This window comes from Variovorax sp. PCZ-1 (assembly GCF_018413605.1).
In the GTDB taxonomy this organism is placed as follows: Bacteria; Pseudomonadota; Gammaproteobacteria; order Burkholderiales; family Burkholderiaceae_C; genus JANMDU01.
Genome location: NZ_JAHCDN010000001.1, coordinates 1,681,318 through 1,704,802 on the forward strand (window position 1 = coordinate 1,681,318; position 23,485 = coordinate 1,704,802).

Sequence of the window (23,485 nt, forward strand, 5' to 3'; positions counted from 1 at the left end):
CTTGCTACAGTCTGTAGCATGAGTTCTTATATCGGGCGTTTCGCTCCCTCACCTACTGGCGCTTTGCACGCTGGCTCACTCGTTGCAGCGCTGGCCAGCTGGCTTGATGCACGTGCCCATGCTGGGAAATGGCTGGTTCGGATTGAGGATGTTGATACGCCACGCTGCATACCCGGTGCAGCAGCAGAAATTCTTCGCCAACTCGCCGCTTGTGGCTTAACTCCCGATGAAGCGCCCGTTTATCAATCACAGCGAAGCTCGCTTTACCAAGCTGCGCTTGACCAGCTCATTGCAGCGCAAGCCGCATACCCCTGCGCCTGCTCGCGCAAAGATATTGAGGCTGCGATTTCAGCCCAGGGTGCGTTAAAAACTCGTCACGGCGAACTCATCTACCCAGGCACTTGTCGCCACGGCTTGGCAGGCCGCGAAGCCCGCGCCTGGCGGCTTCAGACGGATTTTTTTAAGCCAAATATGCTTATCGCCGGCGTAGAATCTGCGCAAAGTGCTCATCTTTCGATAGCAAATGATGCCTCGGTCATACGCTGGCAGGATCGTCGCTTGAATACGCAGCAGCAACACCTTGCGGCCGAGGTCGGCGATTTCATCCTCAAGCGCGCCGATGGCCTTTGGGCTTATCAGCTCGCTGTGGTGGTGGATGACGCCGCACAAGGCATCACGCACATCGTGCGTGGAGAAGACTTAGCCGACAACACCGCCCGGCAAATTTACTTACAGCATGCGCTGGGCTACTCCACACCGCTTTATCTTCACACCCCACTCGTGCTCGCAGCTGATGGCAACAAACTCTCCAAACAAAATGGTGCACAAGCCCTGAGCCTAAATTCGCCGCAGCAAGCCTTGGCTGCGCTGCAATCAGCGGCAACCCTTTTGCAACTGCCTCAGGTGCAACACACATCCATCGCCCAAGCTCTTCACAGCTGGGTGCAGGCTTGGCTCGTAAAATACCGGCTTCATGAATGAATTACCAGCCTCTGCGCCCAGCGCCGCACCCACCGATATCGAACACCCTCGCCACATCCGCAGCTATGTGCGCCGCACAGGCAGGCTAACCGTCGGTCAAGCCAAAGCGCTTGATACGCTAGGGCCACAGCTTCTGATCCCGTTTCAAGATCATTTGTTGGATCTTGATATGCTCGCATCGACATCCAATACTATTGATTCAATAGCACCCCGCGCAGATTCTACGCCGCCTACAGGCCAAAAAGCCCTAAAAATTCCGACAAAAACTGTGTTTGAAATCGGCTTTGGCATGGGCGAAGCCACCGCGCATATCGCCAAGGTCTTACCCGACACCCTCTTCCTCGCCTGTGAAGTCCATGAGCCTGGCGTAGGGGCTCTGCTCAAGCGCATCCAAGAGCAAAGCATCTCCAACATCCGCATCATTTCCTACGATGCCGTGCAAGTCTTGGACAAAATGATTCCCAAAGCAAGTCTGGATGGGATTCACATCTTCTTCCCCGACCCGTGGCATAAAACGCGGCACAACAAGCGCCGTTTGATCCAGCCGCCTTTTGTTGCCAAGCTAGTTCAGCATCTGAAGCCCGGCGGCTACTTGCATTGCGCCACAGACTGGCAGCCCTACGCGGAGCAAATGCTAGAGGTTTTGTCAGCCGAGCGGGCCATCAAAAATACCGCGAGCTCGCCTGATGGCTACGCCGAAAAACCACACTATCGCCCGCTCACAAAGTTTGAAAACCGAGGCATCAAGCTCGGCCATGGCGTGTGGGATTTGGTTTTCCAAAAAGCCTGATCTCGAAAATCAGTCTCACTCCGCTCGAAGCGCCTTCTTCAGTTCTGAGCCAATCTCAGGTTTGTGAGCAAACGGGTCCGTCGGATTGCGGGCTTGCAAGACATCTTCGAGGCGGGTTTGCACCGAGTTGATCGCCTTGGGGTGGCTGTAGATGTAGAAGCGATCTTCAGCAACGGCATCAAACACCATCTGAGCCACATCTGCAGCGCTCACCTTGCCGCTGCCCACCGCCTTATCACTCATCGCTTGGCCAATCAGCTGGCTTTTGGTCGGCTTGATACCGCGTTGCTTGAATTCTTCTGGCCGATTGCGATGGCTTTGGCTGATGCCCGTGGGCACAAAGAAGGGGCATAGGACGGAGGCGCTCACCTGATCGGTTACCAAGCGCAGGTCTTGATACAGCGTCTCGCTCATCGACACCACCGCATGCTTGCTCACGTTATACACACCCATGTTCGGCGCATTGAGCAAGCCCGCCATGCTCGCGGTGTTCACGATATGGCCTTGGTAGCTCGGGTCTTTCTTCGCAGCTTCCAGCATCATCGGCGTAAAGACGCGCACACCATGCGCCACGCCCATGATGTTCACGCCCACCACCCACTCCCAGTCTTTCAGCGTGTGCTCCCAGATCAAACCGCCAGCGCCCACGCCTGCGTTGTTGAACACAAAATGCGGCGCGCCAAAGCGCTCAAAAGTAGCCGCTCCAAGAGCCTCCACCTGATCAGCCTTACTCACATCCAGCTTAAAGGGCAACACCTGCGCACCCAACGCCGAGATTTCAGCAACCGCTTTATCCAGCGCATCTTGCTGTACATCAGCCAAGACCAAGTTCATCCCCAACTTCGCGCCAATGCGCGCACACTCCAGCCCGAAGCCCGAGCCAGCGCCAGTGAGAACAGCGGTTTTGTTTTTGAAATTTGTGATCATGATGAGTAGAAAATTATTTGCATAAAAACTCAGGTTGGTGCAGCGGATTCAGCGTGCAAGTCACCGTCGTTGTCATACCGCCAGCTTCATGCATCGCCTTGTCCAATCGCTCTTGCGTGCTCGGATGCGAACTTGCCCAACCACCCGATATGAATCCTTGCTGTTTCTCATACTTCAAGAAAAACTGCAAAGCCTGTGCATATGCTAAGCCAGATTCTCCTTGCGCCTTGAGAAGCTGTATCGCATAGGTGTCAGCTTCACGTTCCTGTTCACGGGTGAAAGCACTGCTCAAAAGCGCACTAGAAAACATAGAGCCTACCTTGGCAGCCTGTGAGTTTCCTCCAGCCATCGTCTCGATCATCCCCTCCATCATGCCAACGCTCACGATACGCTGCATGACATGGCGATGATGCAAATGCCCCAGTTCATGCGCCACCACAGCCATCACCTGATCATCATTCAGACGCTTGACCAAGCCATCCATCAACACAACTGTATTGCCTGGCAGCGCCATGGCATTGACGGGGCCGTTACGTATCAACAACTTGGCATCTGGCAAATTGGCGAGCTTGGCCATCTCAGCAAAACGCTGCTGAAGGATTTGCTGGCGCTGCGTGGGCTCTTTGGATAAATCGCGAATCATGATCACACTCAATTGCGCGAGCACAAACTCACCAAGCCTTTTCTCATAAGCCACCGGGATCGACCGGCTGATAGCGACAGAAAGCCTTGGCAGACCCTCTAAAACAAACGCCACTGGGGCGGCAATCCACAACACGGTAGCTGCCAGCACAGCCCGTTTTGAAGCAATACAACGATCAATCAGGCGGCTCATCATGGCGTCAAAGCCCTAAGTCAAAATTGAACTGCTGCGCTAACTCTTCAACTGCTGTCCCTTTGCGCATTGGCACATCTGACACCGCAAACTGTGACCAGTCGCCTTGCATATAAGCAAACAGATGATTGGCACGCCAACGCTGATACACCATGGTAGACCATGGGATCGATAAACCCAAAGTCAACACAGCTAGCACGGCGTAACTACTGACACGCATGGCATTCGCGATCGGCTCTAGCGTGCTAGTAAAACTCAAACCACCAATGCGAGTGCGATGAATCACAAAATTCAGACGCCGCGTACGCGCAAAAGACAAGGACGCAACTGTGGTTGCCAAGTAAATCAAGCCCAAGCTGATGGCCCGCACATCCGGTTGCTTCACCAAAAACAGCACGAACATCTGCGTGCCCAAGAGAAAAAACATCAGTAAAAAAAACGGGCCAGAGAAACTGAATTTGAACAAGTGAGCTATCACTGTTTTAGGCGAGCCATAAAAGGTAAAACGTGTCCTACCCAGCTTGCCATAGGCAAACTTTTGATACAAAACATAGCTTGATGCGCGCGGATACAGTAGAACAAAGACCAGCAAATTTCCAAGCAACGTCAAGATCACCGTGAGATCAAGAAGGCCATCACCCAATAAATCGTAGCCAAGAGCTAAGAACGCCAAACCTGCCCCCAAAAGCATAAAGGGCTTGCAAAGCAGAGCGCTGCGTCCCCAAAAACCCAGATGCAATACAGCTTGAGAGGTTTTCAGACTGATGCTTTGCCAGTTAAAGCGATTGCTCTGCGTCATCAACCAAGGCGCTGCTGCAAACGCCATGACGATCACGAGCGGCTGCAAACGGGGTAGTCCATAGAACAACGCGATTGCGCAGACAGCCACAAAGATCACCAGTAAACGCCCCCGCAAATTCACCCAAGGGTCATACTGAACGTCGAATTGCGCGCCATTCAAATGCCAATGAGAAGCCAAGTATCTGCGTATCCGCAATTTCGCCCACGGCCGATACAAGCTCAAGCTCAGCAAACTGAGCACGCTGCAAATCATCCAAAGCCGATAGTATTCGCCAGTTTGCCCAGTAAACCTGAGCTCAACCTTCGGCCCCGTAGGGGGCAAATCAGGATCGACTTCAAAAGGCAGATCGGGTTGTTCTGCAGAAGCGATCTCGGCTTCTATGCGCTCGGTGTCTTCCCCAGGCAAAGGCTGTCTGCGCAGCGGCGGTATATCAAAAACTCCCATGACGTGATTTATATCAGAGGGAGCGTTAATTGCCTACGATCTAAGCATTTCGATATGCGGGATGCCGTCCTCGATGTAGGGAGCGCTGGCTACTGCGAAGCCGTGTTGTTGGTAGAACTTTTCCAACCGGGCTTGCGCGCCGATGCGGATGGGTTGCCCGCCCCAGGCTTGCTCTAACGATTGGATGGCTTGGCGCATGAGCGCATGACCGGCTCCAGTGCCGCGCATGCTGCTGCGCGTGATCACGCGGCCGATGCTGGCTTCTTTGAATTTGATACCAGCATTGAAGCAGCGGGCGTATGCGACGAGCTGGTTCTCTTGTATGCCCAACAAATGCATGGCCTCGCTGTCTGCGCCATCCATATCTTGAAACACGCAGTTTTGCTCGACGACAAACACCTCAGTTCGCAGTTGCAGCAATGAATACAGTTGCTGCGTGGACAGTGCATCAAACGCCACGAACTGCCATTGCAAAGAATCAGTAGACGCCATCCTCACTCGGCCTTTTTCAAAATGAAGCCAATGCGTGGAAAATGGACGAACACTTCGCCCGCGCGTGCATCTACTCGGCGCAGCGTGTAGCGCGTACGTGTGGCTGCAACCAGCTCACCCATGCTGGGCTCTAAGCCAAAGCTTTCGGCAATGATGGTGACTTGGCTACCCAATGGAATACCATGCTCGTCTTGAAAGGTATTTTCAGTGCCAAAAAGGCTGCTGGCCGGCATACTCATTGCGCAAGCAGCTATAGATTCAGTAGCATCTGATTTGCTGGGCATGCCATGCTCGAAAGCGGCCATTCGATCCATCCAGGCGAGCACGGCAGGCGTGGCATCGAGTACGGATGCCAGAGGCGGTGTTTTCTCTCGGGTGAACCACAGCGGGTGATACACCGCAAAATCAGCCACGCTGGGTTTGTCGCCTAGCAAAAAGTTTTGACCATCGAGCATGCTGGAGATGCGGCGCAGATAGCTTTTGTAGCTGGCCGCAGCATCTGCAGGGTTCATGCGCGCTGCGCCACCGCGCATAGCTTGACGATCTGCGCCAAAGGCTTTGAGATTCTCTGGCGGCTGGTCTTTGAACACATGCGCTGCGCCTGCAGGCTGAAAATTGAACGCCATAGCAACAGGAAAGAGCATGCTGTCTGCCCATTGCGCCACCGTGCGCGCAGCGCCCTTGAGTCCTGCTGGATACAACGTCTTCTCGGGACTCAAATGCTCCAGCACATCACAAATCAACATCGTGTCGCAGATGATTTGATTGCCAACCTGCAAAATAGGAATTCTGCGATAGCCACCCGTGAGCGTCTGCATGTCGGGCTTAGGCATCACCATAGGCTGGAAGACCGATTTCCAAGCCAGATTTTTGTAGCCCATGATGGCGCGGATCTTCTCGGCGAAGGGCGAGGTGGGATAGTGGTGAAGAAAAATATCTTGGCTCATGGTTTGTCTCGCTTTAGATCATGGGAGTTCATCAGAATAGAACGCAAAAGGCGCAAAGACTACGCAGAAAACGCAAAAAATACCAATGTTGGGTCTTACACTTTTGGTTTTCTTTTCTGAGCATTTTGCGTAATTTTTGCGTCTTTTGCGTTCTATTTTTTGATCGCAAATAACCTAAATCAACTTCACCAACTGCTTACCAAAGTTGCGCCCCTTCAGCAGCCCCAAGAAAGCCTCCGGCGCATTCTCAATACCCTCAGCAATGCTCTCACGCGCACGCAACTTGCCAGAAGCCACCAAGCCGCCCAGCTCTTTCAAAGCCTCGGGCCATACTTCCATGTGTTCACTTACGATGAAGCCTTGCATTTTGAGGCGGCTGACCAAGATGATCGCGGGGTTAGCCAAGGGCGGCGATGCGCCGTCGTAGCGCGAGATCATGCCGCAGACGGCGATGCGGCCAAAGGCGTTCATGCGGGCGAGGATCACATCACTCATCCAGCCGCCTACGTTTTCAAAAAAACAATCGATGCCATTGGGCGCAGCAGCTTTGAGCGCGGCGTTGAAAGATTTACCATCGCTCTGCGCTTTGTAATCAATGCAAGCATCAAAGCCGAGCTCATTCACCACATAAGCACATTTCTCCGCGCCGCCCGCAATGCCCACCACGCGGCAACCGCGTGATTTAGCCAGCACGCCCACAGCGCTGCCTACTGCGCCGGAAGCGGCGTTCACGACCACCGTTTCGCCCGCCTTCGGCTCGCAAATTTTGAGCAAGCCATACCAAGCTGTGACGCCGGGCATGCCGACTGCGCCAAGATAAGCAGACAAAGGAATCGGGCCATCTTGCACCTTGCGCAAAGCGCCAACTGCATTGCCATCCACGATGCTGTATTGCTGCCATCCGCCCATGCCGACCACTTTATCGCCCACCGCGTATTTGGCATGCTTGGATTCAACCACCTCGCCTACTGTGCCGCCAATCATCACTTCGCCGATGCCTTGCGATGCTGCGTAGCTCTTGCTGTCATTCATGCGGCCACGCATATACGGATCAAGACTCAAGTAGTGATGCTTCACCAGCACTTGGCCGTCTTGCAGCGCGGGCATTGTCTCGCTCACCAGTTTGAAGTTCGACAAGCTCGCCTCTACTGCAGGGCGGTTGTCTAATACGATTTTTTGATTTGCTGTCATGATACTGATCTTTCTAAATTACTATCAATTCAATAGCATTTCGCGCAGTATTGACGCCGGCGAATGCCCTAAATGGCTTAAAAATCCAGCTAATCCGATGCATTGGGCACGATCTTCTTCAGATCACGCCCACCATGCGCGCCAGAAGCCGTGGCCAGCGCTTTGAGGAATTTGAAGGTTCCCGTTGCATGCGCACACAGCTCGCTCAAATCGCCATTCGCTCTGCGGCTGAACACACTGCCCTCAGTAAACGCCAGCGTCGCCGTGCGATGCAAGAGCTTGGCCTTGGCAACCAAATAATCTTCCCCAGGCCGCATGAACTGCGTCTTCATCTCCAGCGTTACCAAGCCTGGCGCAATCGCCTTGCTGCGATCCTCCGTACTACGCGCCGCATGTGCCATACATACATCCAGCAGCGTCATCACCAAGCCGCCATGCGCCACTTGCCACGTGTTAAGTAGCTCAGGCTTCAAGGCGCAATGAATCTCAGCTTCTCCACCTTCAAACTTGATCAGCTCGAAGCCAAGGTGCTCGACGAAAGCAATCTGGAGAGGGAATTGCATCAGCCACCCGTGATCACGCTAACGCCACCATCCACAGCCAGCCACTGGCCGGTGATGTGTTTTCCAGCATCGGATGCATACAGCAAGGTCAAGCCTTTCAAATCTTCGTCATCACCCAAGCGACGCAGCGGCGCATGCGCAGATAGCTTTTCTTCCCCCATGGCTTTGAGCGTGCCTGCAGTCATCTTGCTCGGAAAGAAACCGGGGCAGATCGCATTCACACGGATACCTTTGGGGCCCCACTCGGCAGCGAGTGCACGGGTGAAATTGATCACAGCGCCTTTGGAGGTGTTGTAGGCGATGGTGTTCATGCCGCTGGGGTTGCCGCCTAGGCCTGCGATGGAGGCGATGTTGATGATGCTGCCGCTCTTTTTCGCGATCATGGATTTTTTCGCGATACGTTGCGAGAGCAAAAAGTAGCCACGCACGTTCAGGTTCATGACCTTATCCCAAGCTTCTAATGGGTGATCTTCAGCAGGCGCGCCCCAAGCCGCGCCGGCGTTGTTCACGAGAATGTCTACATCACCCATGCGCTCTAGTGTTTCATCGGCCAGTTTGTGAATATCAGCTTCCACCGCGCAATCAGCAGCAATCCAGCGCGCATCAATGCCTTTGGCTTGCAGCTCGGCGGTGGCCTCTTCCAAATCCGAAGCCTTGCGTGATGAAAGCATGATCTTCGCGCCAGCTTCGCCCAAGGCGAAGGCCATTTGAAGCCCAAGGCCGCGCGAGCCGCCAGTGACGAGTGCAGTTTTGCCCTTGAGGTCGAAGAGTTGTTGAATGGGGCGGTGGTTCATGAAGTCATCTCCAAAATAAAAACCGCCGCAATGTGTGCGGCGAATCAGCTTCTACTGCGAATGTAAACCAAGATGCAGCCAACGACTGTCACCAAGCTGCCAACGCCGCCCAACCAGTAGGCCGCGTCTTCATCTGCATTCGCAATCGCCAGAGCGCCCACGACGCTGAGTAGGCCGCCATAAATGCAGACCCAGATCACGACATCAATGATGCCTTCCTGGCTTTTTTTGATTTTCAAAAAGCTTCCTCTGCTAGTTCGGCGCAGGTCATATCGCGGCTGGAAACCACGGCAAGCCAAGCGTCGATTTTTGGTAATTCATAACGGTAAAAATACTGTGCGGCCGGCGTGATTCCTGCGCTAGATGCTCCTGATTTAGGAGCATTTGCGTTCGCCAGAGACACATCCAACCATATCCATGCTAACACCACATGGCCGAAGGCTTGCATATAGGGCACGGCATTGGCCAGCGCCTCTTGCGGCTGGCCTGTGCTCCAAGCGGCTTTGGTGGCGTTGTCGATTTTTTTCAGAGCGCCTGCGAGCTGGTTGCCCTGCTCCGCCAGCTCGGGCACTTGCATGGCGCGTTCAATCGTCGTGTTGATCTTGCTCGCCAAGAGCTGCAAACCCTTGCCACCATCCATCACCACCTTGCGCCCCAGCAAATCCATGGCCTGAATGGCGTGTGTGCCTTCGTGAATCATGTTCAAGCGCTGATCGCGCCAGTATTGCTCCACCGGAAAATCACGGGTGTAACCGTAGCCGCCGTGGATTTGAATGGCCAGAGAATTGGCTTCCAAGCAGTTTTCGCTTGGCCAGCTCTTCGATATTGGAGTGAGCATTTCTAGCAACAGAGCGGCCTCTTGCGCAGTGGCAACATCTGCTGTTGCTTTGTCATCCACCAGCTTGGCGCAATAGAGTTGCAAAGCCAGCGCGCCTTCGCAAATGCTCTTTTGCGCGAGCAGCATGCGCTTGATATCGGCGTGTTCGATCAGGCGCACTTGCGGCGCGCTGCTGTCTTTACCAGCGCCCGTGATCGGCCTGCCTTGCGTACGAACCTTGGCGTAATCCAGACTCGCGTAATAGCCGGCAAGGCCCAGCGAAGTCGCCGCCATGCCAATGCCAATGCGCGCCTCATTCATCATGTGGAACATGCCCTTCAAGCCTTCGCCTGGCTTGCCCACTAGGTAGCCCACAGCGCCAGCTTTGCCACCCGGCTTGAACTTGCCTTCGCCAAAATTCAGCAGCGTATTCGGCGTGCCTGCCCAGCCCAGCTTATGGTTCAGGCCAGCCAGCGTCACGTCATTGCGCTGCCCGGTCAACTCACCCTGCCCGTTCACCATCTTTTTCGGCACGATGAACAGCGAAATACCGCGCGTACCCGCAATCAGTTTGCCGTTCTCATCAGGAATTTTGGCGAGCACCAGATGGATGATGTTCTCCGTCACATCATGCTCACCACCCGAGATCCACATCTTGTTGCCACGCAGACGGTAGCGCACGCCTAAAGCATCATTCGCATCTTCCAGCTCAGCGCGAGTGGTGATGTCTGATAGAGACGAACCCGCCTGCGGCTCGCTCAAACACATCGTGCCCGCCCAGCGGCCATTGAATTGGTTCGCAGCAAACACCTGCTTTTGCGCCTCTGTACCAGAAGCCAAAATCGCATTCGCATTGCCCACCGTGAGCAAATTCCAGCCAATCGAGATTGACGCTATTCCGAAAAACGAATTCGCCGCAGCTTCAACCAAATAAGGCAGTTGCATTCCACCCATCTCTTCATCTTGCGCAGCAGCAAACATCCCGCTCTCCGCATAAGCCGCACGCGCATCATGCGTCGCCTTCGGCAAAATCACCTTGAGCGCGCCATCCATATCCACCTCGGTGCGCGGCTCCTCACGATCTGCCACGCGGTTAAATGGCGCAAACTTCTCCCGCGCAATCCGTTCGCATGTGTCCAGCACAGCATCAAACGTCTCACGTGAATGATCTGCAAAGCGCGCACGTCCATTCAGCGCATCGGCATTGAGCCATCCATACATCAAAAAATCAAGGGTATTGCGATAACTCATGTTTTATTCTCAAAAGAACCTGCTCCGCATGTGTGGCGGCAATAGCTTATGGTTTTGCGTAACGAGCTTGGACTTGCGCTAGCGGCATCAACAACTCTTCGACACGCGCGCCGGCTTGTTTGGCAAGCTGGGGGTTTTCGCGCCAGATTTGCGTCCACATTTCAAACTGCGCCAATGATTGCTCCCAACGCTGCTGCAATTGCTCAGCAGTTGGCACAGGTATGCCGTAGTGCTCGTCACGCATCGGGATCCTCCCCACGCTTGATTTTTTCTAACGCCTCGATATCGATTCGATCTTTCGGGCGATTGGCGATACGTTTCATTTCCAACAAATGATCAATTGAAGCGACAGCGACATTAGCCCCGAACAAAGGCATATGTGTCGCATCAGCAGACAAACGCTCATACGGGACATCGGATCGCACCAGCACATCGATCACGCTGCCCGTGATGCCAGGTTCGCGCAGTGCAAAAGCCAACATACCCTTTTCGCGATGCCATTGATCAATCAGAGCCGCATTTTTGAGTGAATCAATCGGCACAGGGATCACTGGAGCGAGACCGAATTGTTTGCCAACTTCGATGAACTTGCCCAGATTCTCATCATTCATTGCGAGAACCAGATCAATATCCAAAGTAGAACGGATGAAACCGCGAAGCTGCACGGCAAATCCACCCACCAACACGAACTGCACACCTTCTTGAGAAAGTGCTTGAATGATGCTGGGGATAGATTTCATTCATTTATCTTATCAAAGCACTTCAAACACACCCGCTGCGCCCATGCCGCCGCCAATACACATCGTCACGCAGACGCGCTTGGCGCCGCGACGCTTGCCTTCGATGAGGGCGTGGCCGGTGAGGCGCTGGCCGCTCACGCCGTAGGGGTGGCCGACTGCAATCGCGCCGCCGTTGACGTTGAGTTTGTCGTCTGGAATGCCCAGCTTGTCGCGGCAATAGATCACTTGCACGGCGAAGGCTTCGTTGAGTTCCCACAAGTCGATATCGCTGACCTTGAGGCCGAGGCGCTTCAACACTTTGGGAATGGCAAACACAGGGCCGATGCCCATTTCATCGGGCTCGCAGCCTGCGACTGCAAAGCCGAGGAAACGGCCAAGCGGCTTCAAGCCGCGTTTGGATGCCAGCTCTTCATTCATCACCACGCAAGCGCCAGCGCCATCAGAAAACTGGCTGGCATTGCCTGCGGAGATCAAGCCGCCGGGCAGCGCCGAGCGCAGGCCGGTGATGCCTTCAAAGGTAGTGCCTTCGCGGATGCCTTCGTCTTTGCTCACGGTGACTTCTTTGGTCATGAGGCCGAGCGTGGCGTCTGCAATGCCTGCTTTCACGGTGATGGGCGCAATTTCCGCATCAAAGAAACCGGCGGCCAAAGCGGCAGTGGCGCGCTGCTGGCTGCGTGCGCCGTAGTGATCCATGTCATCACGGGTGATGCTGTATCGCTTAGCCACTTGCTCAGCGGTTTGCAGCATGTTCCAGTAAATCTCGGGCTTCTTTTTCATGAGCACGGGATCGGTCATCATGTGCATGTTCATCTCTTGCTGCACGCAGGAAATGCTCTCCACGCCGCCAGCCACATACACATCGCCCTCGCCCGCGATGATGCGCTGCGCTGCGAGCGCAATGGTTTGCAGGCCTGAGGAGCAGAAGCGGTTCACTGTCATGCCGGAAGTGGTGATCGGGCAATCGGCCATCAAAGCAATTTGGCGAGCGATGTTCGCACCGGTTGCGCCCTCGGGATTGGCGCAGCCCATGATCACGTCGTCCACCTCTGCGGCTTCGATGCCAGCTCTTGAAATAGCGTGTTTCACGGCATGGCCGCCAAGCGTCGCGCCATGGGTCATGTTGAAAGCACCTTTCCAGCTCTTGGCAAGCGGGGTGCGGGCGGTAGATACGATTACTGCGGATGTCATTTGAATGCTCCTAAAACAGGTGTGTTCGGAAGATGTTTGGTTCGGTGAGAATAGAACGCAAAATTCACAGAAGTACGCAAAAGACGCAGAAAATTCAATTTCATTTTTTGCGTCTTTTACGAATTTTTTGCGTCTTTTGCGTTCTCCTCTTTGAGTGTGAGAATCAAGAAGCGGCGTTAAACGTCTTGCCAGCAGCCACGAGGCGCTTGATCAGCGGTGCGGGTTCCCAGAAGCTTGCGTCGTCGTTCGGATTCTTGGCAAAGCTGTTCATCGCCATCATCACGTTGTACAAGCCCATTTGGTCCGCAAAGTGCATCGGGCCGCCTTTGGGAATCGGGAAGCCGTAGCCTGTGATGTAAACCATATCAATGTCGCTGGCTTTGGATGCAATGCCGTCTTCCAGGATGTGAGCGGCTTCGTTCACCAAAGAGAGCACCAAGCGGTTCACAATTTCTTCATCAGAAATCTTGCGAGCCTTCAGGCCGATCTTCGCGCGGTGATCGTCAATCATCTTGTTCACCACATCGCTAGGCATCGCATCGCGCTTGCCTGGAATGTAGTCATACCAGCCCGCATTCGTCTTCTGGCCGAAGCGGCCCATTTCGCAGAGCAAATCAGCCGTCTTGCTGTATTTCATATTCGGCTTTTCTTGATAGCGGCGCTTGCGGATATACCAGCCAATATCATTGCCTGCCAAATCACCCATGCGGAACGGGCCCATGGCAAAGCCGAATTTCTCTACAGCTTTATCCACCTGCTGCGGTGTGCAGCCTTCTTCAATCAAGAAGCCCGCTTGACGAGAATACTGCTCGATCATGCGATTGCCAATGAAGCCATCGCACACACCCGAGACCACGGCAATCTTCTTGATCTTCTTGGCCACGCCCATCACGGTGGCCATCACATCCTTGCCCGTCTTCTTACCGCGCACCACTTCCAGCAGCTTCATCACGTTCGCTGGGCTGAAGAAATGCAGGCCGACCACATCTTGTGGGCGCTTGGTAAACGATGCGATCTTGTCCACATCGAGCGTAGATGTGTTGGAGGCCAGAATAGCGCCCTTCTTCATCACGCGATCGAGCTCTTTAAACACCTTCTCTTTCACGCCCATGTCTTCAAACACGGCTTCGATCACGAGATCAGCCTCTGCCAAGCCGTCGTAGCTCAGCGTTGTAGAGAGCATGCCCATGCGCTCATCGAGCTTGGCCTGCTTGAGCTTGCCTTTCTTGACCTGCGATTCGTAATTTTTGCGCATGATGCCGATGCCCTTATCAAGCGCTTCTTGCTTGAGCTCGAGCATCTTCACGGGAATGCCCGCGTTCAAGAAGTTCATGGCAATGCCGCCGCCCATCGTGCCCGCGCCGATCACGGCTACGCTCTTGATTTCGCGCTTGGGTGTGTCTTCCGGCACATCAGCAATCTTGGAAGCTGCGCGCTCAGCCACAAACAAATGACGCAACGCACGGCACTCCGGCGTCCACATCAGATTGATAAACGTCTCGCGCTCAAACAGCATGCCTTCGTTGAATTTCTTCTTGGTGGCTGCTTCCACCGCATCCACACATTTAAGCGGCGCAGGAAAGCCCTTGGCCATGCCTTTGACCATATTGCGAGCAAACTGAAAGTAAGCATCGCCCAGGGGGTGTTTGCAAGGCAGATTGCGCACCAGCGGGAAGCTCTCGCCGCTCTTGGCATGCGCAGCGGCTTTCTCACGCGCCAACTCAATCGCTTCTTCAAGCACCGTCTCAGCGCTCTTAGCCAGCTTGTCAAACAGCTTCTGGCCAGGCGCCATCGCCAGCATTTCAGCGTTCACAGGCTCGCCGCTCACGATCATGTTGAGCGCATGCTCCACGCCAAGCACACGCGGCAGGCGCTGCGTGCCGCCCGCGCCGGGGATCAAGCCCAGCTTCACTTCAGGCAAAGCCACCTTCGTGCCAGGCGCGGCCACGCGATAGTGGCAGCCCAGCGCCAGCTCCAAGCCGCCGCCCATGCAGACGCTGTGAATCGCCGCCACAGTGACCTTGCTGGTGTTTTCGCAGCTCAAAATCACGCTGAGCAAATTCGGCTCAGCCAAAGCTTTGTCGGTGCCAAATTCTTTGATGTCAGCCCCGCCTGAGAAGGCTTTGCCCGCGCCCGTGATCACAATGGCTTTCACCTTGTCATCCAGCTGCGCCTTGGCCAGCCCAGCGGCAATGCCCACGCGCGTGGCAAGCCCCAAGCCGTTGACCGGCGGGTTGTTCAGGGTAATCACAGCAACATCGCCGTGAACTTTGTATTCGGCTGTCATGGCAGTCCTTTCAAGGGTTTTAAATTTGGCTAACGAATTCAAACGCATCTACATAAAAGCACGGTCGTTCTATTTTTACATTTTACGCAGAAAGTCGCTCAGCATACCCCGCTTTTATGACTTGCTGTCACCTGTGTTTCACTGGGGCGTTTATGGATGTTTCTTATCGCGCTCCGGCGTGTGTTCGCTTTGCTTTGTACTCGACCCGCTCGCCTGCCACGTGACGTGCCCGAAAAAGCCGAGGCCTTTCCTGACGGCGCTCTTGCTGGGATACCACGAGCTGCGATCTTTTGTAGCGGTGATTACATGGTTGGCCGCGCCCGACCGGGAAAGACTTCGTTTTTTCAGACCCATCACGCGGCGGGTATAGGTGGTTGGCGCGTCGTTTCCAACTATTGATTTCGTAGCACTCTGCGCATATTCTATGCCGGCTATATGCCAAAAATGCTCTAAAAATAAGAGTACATTACGTTCAATATCCTCAAAAGGTATCGCCATGTTTGGTTTGTTTAAGTCTGCCCCATTTATCGACGACGCTCTCGGCACTTTCAATAAGCAATGGCGATATTGGGTTGGGACAGTTGATCTTTCGCCTCACAGCAACTTGGAGCTGCGACTCCACGGTGATAGAACTAGCCCTGATACTTCCGCTCTCTCGCTGGCTCGCGAATTACCAAACTGGTATACGTCACAGATCAATCAAATCGAGACTGCGCTCTATGAGTATTTCTTGGAATATGCAGAAGCCACCGCGCAAGGTGATCTTGGCGAACTAAATGAGCCCTTGCCTCAAATTAGCGATGCCAAGCAAATCTGGCCACACGTTTATCCTTCCTATGCATTAATTGAGCCTATGCAGGGAATCCCAACTGTGGAGGTCGCATACCGGGTGGGGTGGGATGAAGAACACACATTGGGCGCTCGCTTGCAAAATGGGTGTTTTATAGAGTTATGTGGCAGCGTTTGAGTCCGATAGTTAATAGCTCGCAATTAAAGCAACTCCGCATCTGAGTAGCACGCGTATTCCTTGCCTTGCAACTTGCTAGCACGCGTCAAAAATCCCAACCCGCTTCGTGATGGGTCTGAAAAAACGAAGCCTTTCGCTGGTCGGGCGCGGCAAACCATCTCATCATCGCCACATATGGTGGGAGCTCGCAGCTAGCGGGCAAGAGCGCTACACGAAGAAAGGCCTCGGCTTTTTCGGGCACGTCACGAGGCAGGCGAGCGGGTCGCGTCAAACCTCAAGCTCGCCAAAACCGAAACTACTCAGCAGCCCGACGAAGAGTATTCATCACCGGCGTATTGAGCACTTCACGCAATCCCCACCAGCCAGCAGCAAGCGCCAATAAAGCACCCAGCACACCAGAAGCCGGCACGACCCAAGCAGCCGCCGTCCAAGTGAATTCAAAGACGAACTTCGCCAGCGCCCAACCCACAGCAATAGCAACCAAACTAGCCAGCACGCCCGCTAGCATGCCCACACCTGCCAGCTCCGCGCGCTGCACTTGCCGCAGCAACTGGCTTCTCGCACCCACAGCGCGCAGAATCGCAAACTCTCGCGTACGCTCCTCGCGCGTGGCTGTGACGGCTGCGAAGAGCACCACGAGGCCGGCCAGCAGCGTGAAGCCGAAGAGGAATTCCACGGCGCGGATCACTTGATCGAGCACGCGCTGGACTTGGTTGATCGTGAGGCTCATGTCCACATTCGTGACGTTGGGGAATTGGCGCACCAGTGCGTTGTCAAAGCCCTTCACCTCGGGTGCTTTGAAGGCGCTCATGTAGGTGGACGGCACATCGGGCATTTGGCTCACGGGGTACATCACGAAAAAGTTCGCCCGCATGCCACCCCAATCGACCTTGCGCAAGCTCGTGATTTTGCTGGTGACTTGAATGCCTGCGATATCAAAGGTCAAGCTGTCGCCCATCTTGAAGCCGAGATCTTTGGCGATGCCCTCTTCCACACTGATCGTGCCCTTTTCTTCTTCGACCCACTGGCCGGCAATGATTTGGTTGTGATCAGGTTTTTTAGCGGCGTGTGAGAGATTGAATTCACGATCCACCAAACGCTTGGCGCGATCATCGGTGAAAGCCTCGGGCGTAACGGCTTTATCGTTGATCGCCACCAAGCGCCCGCGAATCATGGGGAAGTAATCGTATTTCTTCACGCCCTGCGATTCGATATTTTTCACAAAATCTGCACTCTGCTCGGGCGCGATGTTGATCACGAAACGATTCGGCGCATCGGGCGGCGTGGCTTTGCGCCAGCTGGAAATCAAATCTGTGCGCAGAAGGACTAGCAAGACAAGCGCCAGCAAGCCGACAGCCAGCGCACTCACCTGCACCACCGCATACGCAGGGCGCGCGGATATTTGCCGCGTGGCGAGCACGAGCCAGCGTGGCGCAGTGGTTTCATTCACACTCTTGCGCAACACGCGCACGGCCAGATAGCTCAGACCTGCAAACAGCAACACAGCGCCTAAGAAACCACCGACCGCAATGCCACCCAAAAGCGGATCACGACTCGCCGCCATGAGCAGCGCTGCAAAGCCCGCAATGCCGAGCAAGAGCACACCAGCAGACGCGGCCTTCAAGCCACCCACATCGCGCCGAATCACGCGCAGCGGCGGCACTTGAGAGAGCTGCAACACAGGCGGCAAGCCAAATGCGCCCAAGAGCGTGAGCCCCATGCCTAGGCCAAAGAGCACTGGCCAGATGGAAGGCGCAGGCAAAGCAGATTCAACCAGCCCAGCCAGCAACACCACAAAACCAAAATGCACCGCAAAGCCCAGCAGCACACCCAAACCGCTCGCCACCAAGCCAACGATGGCGAATTCGAGCACATAGCTGGCCGCCATATTCCGCTGCGATACGCCGAGCACGCGTAGCATGGCGCATTGATCCAAATGCCGCGCCGCAAAGCCTCGCGCCGCAATTGCCACCGCCACTGCGCTGAGTAAAGCAGAAAGCAAAGCCACGAGATTCAAGAATTTCTCAGCGCGATTAAGCGTGGTGCTCATCTCAGGCCTGCCGCCTTCAAGCGACTCAAGCCTTAGCCCACGAAATTCGCCCGCTTTTTCTTTGGCTGCCACCCAATCGGCAAACTCACGCACTTGCCGCTGATCTTGCCCGATCACCGCCATGCGATAGGTGATGCGGCTGGCGGGCTGAATCAGCGCTGTCGCCGCTAGATCAGCGCGATTGATCATCACGCGCGGCGCAAAATTCATAAAGCCTGCGCCACGATCTGGCTCGACGACGATGATGCGATCAATTTTCAAATTACTGGAGCCGAGTGCGAGCGAATCGCCCATCTTCAGGCCCAGAGAATCCAGCAAATTCGCATCCACCCACACGCTGCCCTGCGCAGGAATCTCTCGTGTACCTTGCTCGGGTTGATCGGGTGCGGTGCTCACCTTGAGCTGCCCGCGCAGCGGATAGCCTGGCTCCACAGCCTTCAAAGCCACTAACTTAGAAGCGCCACCCTGCGCATCTTGCGCCCGCGCCATCGTGGGAAAGCCCACGTTATTCACCATCTGAAGCCCCAGCTCTTTGGCCTTGGCAGTAATCGCATCCGGCGTCGGCTTATCGCTGCTCACCACAGAATCGCCGCCAATCAACGCCCGCGCATCCCGCTGCAAACCACCTTTGATCCGATCTGCAAAAAAGCCCACTGCTGTGAGCGCGGCTACAGCCAAAGTAACGGCGACAATCAAGAGCCGCAGCTCCCCCGCACGCAAATCACGCCACAAAGAACGCAAGCCAAGACTTAAAAAACTGGATTTCATGCCCGCATAGTAGCGCTTGATGGCTTGGTTTGCATATCGGGTGTGTAAAGACCTGACGCAAACTTACTATTAATTCAATAGCACTTTGCGCAGTATCTATGCCGGCGAATCAGCGTTCTGATGCTCATTTATAGCAAACTGGATGCATCATGCGGCTTGGCCAGCATACCAAAGGACAGCGTATCAGGCCCCACGTTGACTGAGCCTGTCATGGACATCAAGCACAGATGCACTGCGATGCCTTGCATTTGCGCATCAGCCAACAGCGCTTGATAACTGGGCATAGATTGCACATCGCCCAGCTGCCCACTGTAGGAAAAGCAAATATGCTTAGACAGCACAAGCCGCTCAGCCAAACAAGTGCGCGCAAAATCAATCACCATTTCGCGCGCATTACCAGCGCCCCGCTTGCGGGCAACGGGCTCTGTCTGCCCCATATGGCCGCGGATGATCGGCGTGATCGCGAGTGTTTTGGCTGCAAAACCGGCCACCATGCCCACAGATTTTTCACCTTTTGCTTTGGCTCGCTTTAAGATGTAGCTCACATCGCCGGGCGCGAGATAGATGTAGCTCTGCTCTTGGTATTGATGTTGTAGCTGAGCCAGCGTTTCAAGCGATATCGAGTCTCGGGCTTGATCGATCGCATCGAGCAAGCTCATCACTTGAACGCCATAACCCGCAAACAAAGCTAAGCTGTCGCAAGCAAGCTGCTCCAGCGCCACCAGTTTTTTTTCGCGCACACGCTTGGTGAAAGAACTGGTTTTCGTGCGCTCCATCGCCTTTTGCGCGCGCTCGTAGATGGGGCTGCGGGTGGAAGAAACGAAGACACCCAGCACGCGATCAAAAGCCACTGCGGTGTGATCAAGCATGAATGCAGCGATCTCATCCACACTGAGCGGCTCTGAACTTGCTTCCATGACGGCTGAAGAATTCAGATTGGCGCGATAAAAATCCAGCGTCGTATGTGCACTGCGATCATCCAAGTAACGATAACTGCCAACCATCACGCCCACCGGCAGCAGTTTGACCTGAGGATGAGCCAGAACCGAAGGCGGCACATCACAAGAAGCGTCGATCAAGAGACAAGTTGCAGTATCGGCCACGGTTTGTATCTCCAGGTGATAGAGTGTGTCAACCATGTTATGCCAAGCGCGGCAAAAGTAAAAGCTTTTTCTCTGAACGGCCTAAGAAGTAGTCTTCGAATTAATGCAGCCCAGGTAGCTCGAATCGAATGACTCAGAGCTATCCTGCCAGTTGCATTTCAAATCGCTGGAATGCGGTGTAGGCCACGAAATGCTTGTTGACTGCGCGGCCTATCGCACATAGCCCCAGCTGCTGGGCAATGTCGTAGCCCATTTGCGTGATGCCGCTGCGGGAAATCACAATAGCAATGCCCATTTGGGCTGATTTAATCACCATCTCACTGGTTAGGCGGCCTGTGGTGTAGAAGACGTAGGGCTCATGCTCCTGGGGCTGCTGCTTGGTGCTGAGGCCTTGCATGGCCATCCAGCCTGCAAGCGTGTCTATTGCGTTATGGCGGCCTACATCTTCGACGAACATCAGCATTTGAGTGCCTTTAAAGAGCGCGCAGCCATGCACGCTGCCGGCGCTTTTATAGGTGGACTCTTGCTGACGAATCGCTTCTGTGATGCCATAGAGCTGGGCTTTTGTGAGCAGTGCAGCGGGGAGCTTGATGTTTTCTATTTCATCCATCAAGCCACCAAACACACTGCCTTGGCCGCAGCCGGTGGTAACAACTTTTTTGGCGGTGCGCTCTTCGATTTTGTCGATACCTGCATGCGTTTTCACGGCGGCGGAATTGACCTCCCAATCGACAGTGATGGATTCGATTTGACTTGCGTTATCCACCAAGCGCTGATTGAGCAGGAAGCCGAGTACGAGCAATTCGGGCTGAGCACCCAGCGTCATCAGTGTGACGAGCTCGCGTTTATCCACATACACGGTGAGATCGCGCTCAGCAGGGATCTGCATCGTACTCTTCTCACCTTTTTCGTTGATGACCAGCACCTCGCGAGTGAGCGGGGCGCGGGCTTGAGTAAGTTGGGGCAAGATTGACAGAGTAGCCATAGATGAAGTGTAGCGAGCATAAAAAACGGCGCTTTGGAAGCGCCGTTTTTCGCAGTTGCCGAGATTTTTATTTTTTCACTGGTGCTGCTGGTGCAGCAGGTTTAGCTGGCGCTGCTGTTGCCACAGCCGGCGCAGCAGGTGCAGTTGCGGCTGGTGCTGCTGGAGCAGGCCAAACAAATGCACCAGGATCTGCGCAAGCGCCGGTGTCAGTTGCCGGCTTAATTTCTTTACCTGCAGCTTTGGCAGTTTTGAAGTAGTGGGCTGCAGTGCGATCCATGGATTTACACAATTGATAGTTCGCAAGCTTGTTGCCATGCGCCGTTTTGGCAGCTGCCTCGGCTGCTTTGGCCTTGGCTTCGTCGGTAAGCACTGGCGTTGGCAATTTAGCAAATGCAGCTGTGGTCAGTAATGCTGCTGCACAAATAATGAGTTGTTTTTTCATGGGTTTTGTTTCCTCGAGAATCAGGCTTATACGGCAGCCACGGGCGCAGCATTGTTTGCCACTGGGGTACGCTGCGCTGGAATCTTGCCGGCTGCGATATCCTCAGCCCAGAGCGCATGATGCTCTTTCGCCCAGGTTTCGTCCACATAGCCTGTTTTCATGGCCTTGTAAGCGCCCTTCATGCCAATCGTACCCATGTAGATGTGGCCTAGGAACACGGCCATCATCAATACAGCGGCTGCAGCGTGGATCATGTGAGAGATCTGCATCGTCTCACGGTAATACATCAAACCCGGGATGAGCTTATCCAGCACCAAACCAGAGCCCACAACAATCAAGCCAAGTAAAAATACACCACCCCAGAAGACCACTTTCTCTCCCGCGTTAAAGCGGTGCGAAGGAACTTCTTCGCCACTGAAAAGACCACCGCCCTTGAGAATCCATTTCATATCGTCTTTGCTGGGCAAGTTATCGCGCATGAAGGTGAAGATCACCACCACGAGGGACACAGCAAACAGCGGGCCAACGAAGTTGTGTAGATTTTTCAGTGCGTAGGCGAGCCAACCGAACAGTGAGCCACCGATGATGGGCAAGAGGAAGAATTTACCGAAAGCCATGATGAGGCCAGAGATGGCCAAGCAAACAAATGCAATCGCATTCGTCCAATGCGCAGCACGCTCAAAGTAAGTGAAACGCTCGATCTTTTTGCCGGTTTCTTCGCCATGTAAACCGATGCTGCCTTTCTTCCAATAGAAAAGTGCCAACGCCAGTAAAGCAATCACAATCAGTGAACCACCATAGGGAAGGATCCAGTTGTTGCGCACTTGCCGCCAAGCTTCCCCAGCATTGGTCAGCTTGGTGCCTGGGTATTGCACAAACTTTTGAATCATGTTGCCGGCTTCAGGTGCTTGCGCATAAGGCAGTGTGGTCACGCCCGTTGCGCCCTGCCCCACTTGCCGCCACACGGGGGCATTGTTGCCAGGTTGCACCTTATTGCGTTCAGCATTGCTCTGCTTGGCGTAATTAGGATCCTGAGAAGCATCAGGCTGCACATCAAAAATATTTTGGCTTTTGATGCCGCCTGCAGCAGGAGGCGCGGGATCGGCAGGTGCCACTGAAGGTGCGGTTTGCTCTGCTGGTTTCACAGGCTCAACTTGCAACTTTTGCGCCCAAGCGTTCCCAGCCAAGCACACCACAGTCGCTATCGAAAGAATAGCACGTTGCGCATATTTCATGCCGACAATCCCTTCAATTGGTCTTGGAATAGTCGTTCTGACCATTCTGGGCACGCACTTTCAATGCGCTCTCCCAACTGGCCTTATCGCCCTGCTTCCAATTGCCTTCTGCATAGGCTTTGCCTGTGCCGGTGTAAGGTGCAGAATCGCCTTTCACGCCACCGGCGCTTTGCGGCTTTTCTGTGCAAGCTGAAGCCAGAAACACAATCGCAGTTGCTAACAGTATTTTTTTCATGACATGCTTCTCGCTTTAGCTTTTAGCTGGCGCTTGTTGTTCTTTCGGCGGCTGACCAGCTTGCTGAGAGCCATAAGCCGTGCCCCAACCCCACACTTCTGCGCCTTTGCCGCGCTTGAGCACACGATTGCGGAAGATATCGGCAATCACATCGCCATCACCGCCAAGGAGCGCCTTGGTGGAGCACATCTCAGCGCAGGCTGGCAGCTTGCCTTCAGCCAAGCGATTGCGGCCATATTTTTCAAATTCTGCCTGAGAGCCATTGGCTTCAGGGCCACCAGCGCAGAAGGTGCATTTATCCATCTTGCCGCGCACGCCAAATGTACCGGCAGTCGGGAACTGTGGTGCGCCGAATGGGCAAGCGTATGAGCAGTAGCCGCAGCCGATGCACACATCTTTATCGTGCAAGACCACGCCTTCATCGGTGCGGTAAAAGCAGTTCACAGGGCAGACCGCCATGCAAGGCGCATCGGAGCAATGCATGCACGCCACCGAGATGGAGCGCTCGCCGGGCACGCCATCATTGAGCGTGATCACGCGGCGGCGATTCACACCCCAAGGAACTTCGTGCTCGTTTTTGCAAGCCGTCACGCAGCCATTGCACTCGATACAGCGCTCGGCATCACAAATAAACTTCATCCGTGCCATAGT

Annotated in this window: 25 protein-coding genes; 3 read left to right on the plus strand and 22 right to left on the minus strand. The window is 54.5% G+C overall.

Annotation, left to right across the window (positions count from 1 at the left end; all coding sequences use genetic code 11):
* The first annotated feature begins 18 nt into the window (after positions 1-18).
* Both gluQRS and trmB read left to right on the plus strand, forming a co-directional pair.
* Positions 19-981: a tRNA glutamyl-Q(34) synthetase GluQRS gene (gluQRS, locus tag KIH26_RS08095; protein WP_213443936.1), complete on the plus strand. Its 963-nt coding sequence runs from the start codon at positions 19-21 to the stop codon at positions 979-981.
* Positions 974-1,771 (plus strand): tRNA (guanosine(46)-N7)-methyltransferase TrmB, encoded by a 798-nt coding sequence (gene trmB / locus KIH26_RS08100; RefSeq protein ID WP_213443937.1) that lies wholly within the window; start codon positions 974-976, stop codon positions 1,769-1,771. Before gluQRS ends, trmB begins: the two co-directional genes overlap by 8 nt.
* 15 nt (positions 1,772-1,786) lie before the next feature.
* On the opposite strand, the gene KIH26_RS08105 is transcribed toward trmB, so the two are convergent.
* From KIH26_RS08105 to KIH26_RS08175, 15 genes are all read right to left on the minus strand, one after another.
* Positions 1,787-2,698, minus strand: coding sequence for an SDR family oxidoreductase (locus KIH26_RS08105; protein WP_213443939.1), 912 nt, complete (start codon positions 2,696-2,698; stop codon positions 1,787-1,789).
* Between the two features lie 13 nt (positions 2,699-2,711).
* The gene (locus tag KIH26_RS08110) at positions 2,712-3,536 is read right to left on the minus strand and encodes a M48 family metallopeptidase (RefSeq protein WP_213443940.1); all 825 of its coding nucleotides are present in this window, start codon (positions 3,534-3,536) and stop codon (positions 2,712-2,714) included.
* A 4-nt stretch (positions 3,537-3,540) separates the two neighbouring features.
* On the minus strand, positions 3,541-4,779 hold the full coding sequence (locus KIH26_RS08115) for a DUF898 family protein (RefSeq protein ID WP_213443941.1): 1,239 nt from the start codon (positions 4,777-4,779) through the stop codon (positions 3,541-3,543).
* 33 nt (positions 4,780-4,812) lie between these two features.
* Positions 4,813-5,271, minus strand: coding sequence for a GNAT family N-acetyltransferase (locus KIH26_RS08120; RefSeq protein WP_213443943.1), 459 nt, complete (start codon positions 5,269-5,271; stop codon positions 4,813-4,815).
* Between the two features lie 2 nt (positions 5,272-5,273).
* On the minus strand, positions 5,274-6,218 hold the full coding sequence (locus KIH26_RS08125; RefSeq protein WP_213443944.1) for a glutathione S-transferase family protein: 945 nt from the start codon (positions 6,216-6,218) through the stop codon (positions 5,274-5,276).
* A 174-nt stretch (positions 6,219-6,392) separates the two neighbouring features.
* Entirely contained in the window at positions 6,393-7,409 is a 1,017-nt protein-coding gene (locus KIH26_RS08130; protein WP_213443945.1) for an NADP-dependent oxidoreductase, read from the minus strand.
* Between the two features lie 89 nt (positions 7,410-7,498).
* Positions 7,499-7,972 carry a PaaI family thioesterase gene (locus tag KIH26_RS08135; RefSeq protein ID WP_213443946.1) on the minus strand — a complete coding sequence of 158 codons (474 nt, stop codon included), beginning with the start codon at positions 7,970-7,972 and terminating at the stop codon, positions 7,499-7,501.
* Positions 7,972-8,766 (minus strand): SDR family oxidoreductase, encoded by a 795-nt coding sequence (locus KIH26_RS08140; RefSeq protein ID WP_213443947.1) that lies wholly within the window; start codon positions 8,764-8,766, stop codon positions 7,972-7,974. Before KIH26_RS08140 ends, KIH26_RS08135 begins: the two co-directional genes overlap by 1 nt.
* 44 nt (positions 8,767-8,810) lie before the next feature.
* Positions 8,811-9,005, minus strand: coding sequence for a hypothetical protein (locus KIH26_RS08145; RefSeq protein WP_213443949.1), 195 nt, complete (start codon positions 9,003-9,005; stop codon positions 8,811-8,813).
* The gene (locus KIH26_RS08150) at positions 9,002-10,834 is read right to left on the minus strand and encodes an acyl-CoA dehydrogenase (protein WP_213443950.1); all 1,833 of its coding nucleotides are present in this window, start codon (positions 10,832-10,834) and stop codon (positions 9,002-9,004) included. Before KIH26_RS08150 ends, KIH26_RS08145 begins: the two co-directional genes overlap by 4 nt.
* A 46-nt stretch (positions 10,835-10,880) precedes the next feature.
* Complete coding sequence (locus tag KIH26_RS08155) at positions 10,881-11,078, minus strand: hypothetical protein (RefSeq protein WP_213443951.1); 198 nt, start codon at positions 11,076-11,078, stop codon at positions 10,881-10,883.
* The gene (locus tag KIH26_RS08160) at positions 11,071-11,574 is read right to left on the minus strand and encodes a hypothetical protein (protein ID WP_213443952.1); all 504 of its coding nucleotides are present in this window, start codon (positions 11,572-11,574) and stop codon (positions 11,071-11,073) included. The genes KIH26_RS08155 and KIH26_RS08160 overlap by 8 nt, the downstream gene beginning before the upstream one ends.
* A 12-nt stretch (positions 11,575-11,586) precedes the next feature.
* Complete coding sequence (locus tag KIH26_RS08165; protein ID WP_213443954.1) at positions 11,587-12,762, minus strand: acetyl-CoA C-acyltransferase; 1,176 nt, start codon at positions 12,760-12,762, stop codon at positions 11,587-11,589.
* A gap of 163 nt (positions 12,763-12,925) precedes the next feature.
* Positions 12,926-15,049, minus strand: coding sequence for a 3-hydroxyacyl-CoA dehydrogenase NAD-binding domain-containing protein (locus tag KIH26_RS08170; RefSeq protein ID WP_213443955.1), 2,124 nt, complete (start codon positions 15,047-15,049; stop codon positions 12,926-12,928).
* 150 nt (positions 15,050-15,199) lie between these two features.
* Positions 15,200-15,547 (minus strand): hypothetical protein, encoded by a 348-nt coding sequence (locus tag KIH26_RS08175; protein ID WP_213443956.1) that lies wholly within the window; start codon positions 15,545-15,547, stop codon positions 15,200-15,202.
* On the opposite strand from KIH26_RS08175, the gene KIH26_RS08180 reads away from it, so the two are divergent.
* Positions 15,546-16,016, plus strand: coding sequence for a DUF6985 domain-containing protein (locus tag KIH26_RS08180; RefSeq protein WP_213443957.1), 471 nt, complete (start codon positions 15,546-15,548; stop codon positions 16,014-16,016). The genes KIH26_RS08175 and KIH26_RS08180 overlap by 2 nt on opposite strands.
* Positions 16,017-16,311: 295 nt before the next feature.
* Here the strand turns inward: KIH26_RS08180 and KIH26_RS08185 are convergent, their stop codons facing one another.
* The 7 genes from KIH26_RS08185 to fdh3B all read right to left on the minus strand — a co-directional run bounded on the left by KIH26_RS08185 (position 16,312) and on the right by fdh3B (position 23,482).
* Positions 16,312-18,834 carry an ABC transporter permease gene (locus tag KIH26_RS08185; RefSeq protein WP_213443958.1) on the minus strand — a complete coding sequence of 841 codons (2,523 nt, stop codon included), beginning with the start codon at positions 18,832-18,834 and terminating at the stop codon, positions 16,312-16,314.
* 128 nt (positions 18,835-18,962) lie between these two features.
* The gene (locus KIH26_RS08190) at positions 18,963-19,973 is read right to left on the minus strand and encodes a DegV family protein (RefSeq protein WP_213443960.1); all 1,011 of its coding nucleotides are present in this window, start codon (positions 19,971-19,973) and stop codon (positions 18,963-18,965) included.
* 103 nt (positions 19,974-20,076) lie between these two features.
* Entirely contained in the window at positions 20,077-20,922 is an 846-nt protein-coding gene (locus KIH26_RS08195) for a formate dehydrogenase accessory sulfurtransferase FdhD (protein ID WP_213443961.1), read from the minus strand.
* 67 nt (positions 20,923-20,989) lie between these two features.
* Complete coding sequence (locus tag KIH26_RS08200) at positions 20,990-21,364, minus strand: hypothetical protein (RefSeq protein WP_213443962.1); 375 nt, start codon at positions 21,362-21,364, stop codon at positions 20,990-20,992.
* Positions 21,365-21,390: 26 nt separating this feature from the next.
* The gene (locus tag KIH26_RS08205; protein ID WP_213443963.1) at positions 21,391-22,599 is read right to left on the minus strand and encodes a formate dehydrogenase subunit gamma; all 1,209 of its coding nucleotides are present in this window, start codon (positions 22,597-22,599) and stop codon (positions 21,391-21,393) included.
* A gap of 13 nt (positions 22,600-22,612) precedes the next feature.
* Positions 22,613-22,834 (minus strand): hypothetical protein, encoded by a 222-nt coding sequence (locus tag KIH26_RS08210; protein ID WP_213443965.1) that lies wholly within the window; start codon positions 22,832-22,834, stop codon positions 22,613-22,615.
* A gap of 15 nt (positions 22,835-22,849) precedes the next feature.
* Positions 22,850-23,482, minus strand: coding sequence for a formate dehydrogenase FDH3 subunit beta (fdh3B, locus tag KIH26_RS08215; RefSeq protein ID WP_213443966.1), 633 nt, complete (start codon positions 23,480-23,482; stop codon positions 22,850-22,852).
* Between the last annotated feature and the right edge of the window lie 3 nt (positions 23,483-23,485).

Coding starts and splice junctions, on each gene's coding strand:
- gluQRS (WP_213443936.1), top strand. CDS start 19: ATGAGTTCTTATATCGGGCGTTTCGCTCCCTCACCTACTGGCGCTTTG.
- trmB (WP_213443937.1), top strand. CDS start 974: ATGAATGAATTACCAGCCTCTGCGCCCAGCGCCGCACCCACCGATATC.
- KIH26_RS08105 (WP_213443939.1), bottom strand. CDS start 2,698: ATGATCACAAATTTCAAAAACAAAACCGCTGTTCTCACTGGCGCTGGC.
- KIH26_RS08110 (WP_213443940.1), bottom strand. CDS start 3,536: ATGATGAGCCGCCTGATTGATCGTTGTATTGCTTCAAAACGGGCTGTG.
- KIH26_RS08115 (WP_213443941.1), bottom strand. CDS start 4,779: ATGGGAGTTTTTGATATACCGCCGCTGCGCAGACAGCCTTTGCCTGGG.
- KIH26_RS08120 (WP_213443943.1), bottom strand. CDS start 5,271: ATGGCGTCTACTGATTCTTTGCAATGGCAGTTCGTGGCGTTTGATGCA.
- KIH26_RS08125 (WP_213443944.1), bottom strand. CDS start 6,218: ATGAGCCAAGATATTTTTCTTCACCACTATCCCACCTCGCCCTTCGCC.
- KIH26_RS08130 (WP_213443945.1), bottom strand. CDS start 7,409: ATGACAGCAAATCAAAAAATCGTATTAGACAACCGCCCTGCAGTAGAG.
- KIH26_RS08135 (WP_213443946.1), bottom strand. CDS start 7,972: ATGCAATTCCCTCTCCAGATTGCTTTCGTCGAGCACCTTGGCTTCGAG.
- KIH26_RS08140 (WP_213443947.1), bottom strand. CDS start 8,766: ATGAACCACCGCCCCATTCAACAACTCTTCGACCTCAAGGGCAAAACT.
- KIH26_RS08150 (WP_213443950.1), bottom strand. CDS start 10,834: ATGAGTTATCGCAATACCCTTGATTTTTTGATGTATGGATGGCTCAAT.
- KIH26_RS08155 (WP_213443951.1), bottom strand. CDS start 11,078: ATGCGTGACGAGCACTACGGCATACCTGTGCCAACTGCTGAGCAATTG.
- KIH26_RS08160 (WP_213443952.1), bottom strand. CDS start 11,574: ATGAAATCTATCCCCAGCATCATTCAAGCACTTTCTCAAGAAGGTGTG.
- KIH26_RS08165 (WP_213443954.1), bottom strand. CDS start 12,762: ATGACATCCGCAGTAATCGTATCTACCGCCCGCACCCCGCTTGCCAAG.
- KIH26_RS08170 (WP_213443955.1), bottom strand. CDS start 15,049: ATGACAGCCGAATACAAAGTTCACGGCGATGTTGCTGTGATTACCCTG.
- KIH26_RS08180 (WP_213443957.1), top strand. CDS start 15,546: ATGTTTGGTTTGTTTAAGTCTGCCCCATTTATCGACGACGCTCTCGGC.
- KIH26_RS08175 (WP_213443956.1), bottom strand. CDS start 15,547: ATGGCGATACCTTTTGAGGATATTGAACGTAATGTACTCTTATTTTTA.
- KIH26_RS08185 (WP_213443958.1), bottom strand. CDS start 18,834: ATGAAATCCAGTTTTTTAAGTCTTGGCTTGCGTTCTTTGTGGCGTGAT.
- KIH26_RS08190 (WP_213443960.1), bottom strand. CDS start 19,973: ATGGTTGACACACTCTATCACCTGGAGATACAAACCGTGGCCGATACT.
- KIH26_RS08195 (WP_213443961.1), bottom strand. CDS start 20,922: ATGGCTACTCTGTCAATCTTGCCCCAACTTACTCAAGCCCGCGCCCCG.
- KIH26_RS08200 (WP_213443962.1), bottom strand. CDS start 21,364: ATGAAAAAACAACTCATTATTTGTGCAGCAGCATTACTGACCACAGCT.
- KIH26_RS08205 (WP_213443963.1), bottom strand. CDS start 22,599: ATGAAATATGCGCAACGTGCTATTCTTTCGATAGCGACTGTGGTGTGC.
- KIH26_RS08210 (WP_213443965.1), bottom strand. CDS start 22,834: ATGAAAAAAATACTGTTAGCAACTGCGATTGTGTTTCTGGCTTCAGCT.
- fdh3B (WP_213443966.1), bottom strand. CDS start 23,482: ATGGCACGGATGAAGTTTATTTGTGATGCCGAGCGCTGTATCGAGTGC.